Source organism: uncultured Chitinophaga sp. (genome assembly GCF_937874145.1).
Taxonomy (GTDB): Bacteria; Bacteroidota; Bacteroidia; order Chitinophagales; family Chitinophagaceae; genus Chitinophaga.
The window spans coordinates 1-1,477 of record NZ_CALNBI010000458.1; the positions used below are offsets into that span (position 1 = coordinate 1).

At 62.6% G+C, this 1,477-nt stretch carries 1 protein-coding gene; it reads right to left on the reverse strand.

What is annotated here, in order from left to right; all coding sequences use genetic code 11:
- The coding region (locus Q0510_RS22150; RefSeq protein ID WP_298716578.1) for a hypothetical protein at positions 1–1,477 on the reverse strand (1,477 nt) is incomplete at both ends.

Below are 1,477 nucleotides of genomic sequence, written 5' to 3' on the forward strand. Positions count from 1 at the left end.
TATTGGGGTGTCGAGCGGAAATTCTGGAACGTCCCCGGCGTCTGGCTGACCATGGTCGGCTTCACCGGCGGCTTCACCCCGTCGCTGATCGCTACGCCGGTTATCCTCCGGCCAAAACTGATCTTCGCCGGCGCGGAGGCCATCAGTTGCATTTGCTTCGCCTGGAGCAGGTCCTGGCCATCAGGCGCGGCCAGGATGATGCGGCCCTGCGGAACGTTGCACAACAGCTTTCCGTTGATCCGCAGTTCGCCGGCGCCTTCCATGAGCACAACGCCTTTGCCGGTGAAATGCGCCATCCCGAAGTCGCTGACCGTTAAACCTGCGCCGGTTTTCCCGTATTGCAACGCCACCGTGCGGGGAACGGGTTGGGCATCCGGCGCCTGCTGGGCTACCAGCGTAAACAGCACGCCATTTTCGGTGCGGCGCGCCAGCAGCTTGATTTGCTCCCCGTTCTTCACGTCCACTTTTTCGAACGCCTTGCATTCCTGCCAGGCATCCGGCCCTTCGAACACGGCCACGCCTTTGCTGCGCAGGGCCTGGAGGGCGGATGGGTTGGTAAGCTGGTGGGGACAGATGACGGCCTTCGTGCCCGCGGGAATTGCGTCCAGCGCGGATTCCTGCCATACGCCGAACAGGGCTTTTCCGGCCCAGAGCGCGGCCAGCGTCTTTTTCACCGGCTCCATGGCCGACAGATTGCCCGATGGCACGATGATGTACACTTTTTCCGGTACCGATACCCGTTGCAGCCCTTTGCCCATCAATCCCAGGCGGCCCAGGGCAATCGCCGCATCCGCGGGGAACGGCGTGCCGTGGTACACCGAGCCGTAGCCGGTGCCGCTGGGTGTGGGACAAAGCCCTACCCCGCGCTCGAACCACGCGGAATCCAGCCCCAGGTAGGGCGGGAACCAGCGCGGATCAGGCTCCAGCTGCGAAGCTTCCCTGAGGGGCAGCGGCCAGTAACAGGATTCGCGGGCAAACCAGCTCACCCCCCATTCATACGACATGGCGCAAGCCGCGCCGCCCGCCAGCGCATAGTGGACGGAGGCGTCGTAATAAGCGAGGTTGTTCCATTTGCCATTGCCGAACTCTTCGATGATCACCGGGCGGTTGGAGCCGATCGGGTCGAAGTATTGGGCGGACAAACCCGCCTGTTCCGGCGGCAGGTAATTATGCCAGGGCAGAATGGGCGCGTCTTCGTTGGCGAGATAAGTATCGCCGCCGTCCATCGTGGAGAACATGTATCCCGGCATCACCGGCTGCATGCCGCCCGCACTACGGATGGCGGCCGTCATTTCGTTCGACCAGCGGCGGAACAGCAACGAATCGCGCACGGTGCCCTTCTGGGCCGGGATTCCGCGCCAGGTAGCTGTTTCCGCATCCATCTGCGTTTCGTCCGGGTCTTTTAAATATACTTCGTTGGCGAGGTTGTAGATGATATTCCCGGCACCCTTCCATCTTGCCGCCAGCAGTCCCACCA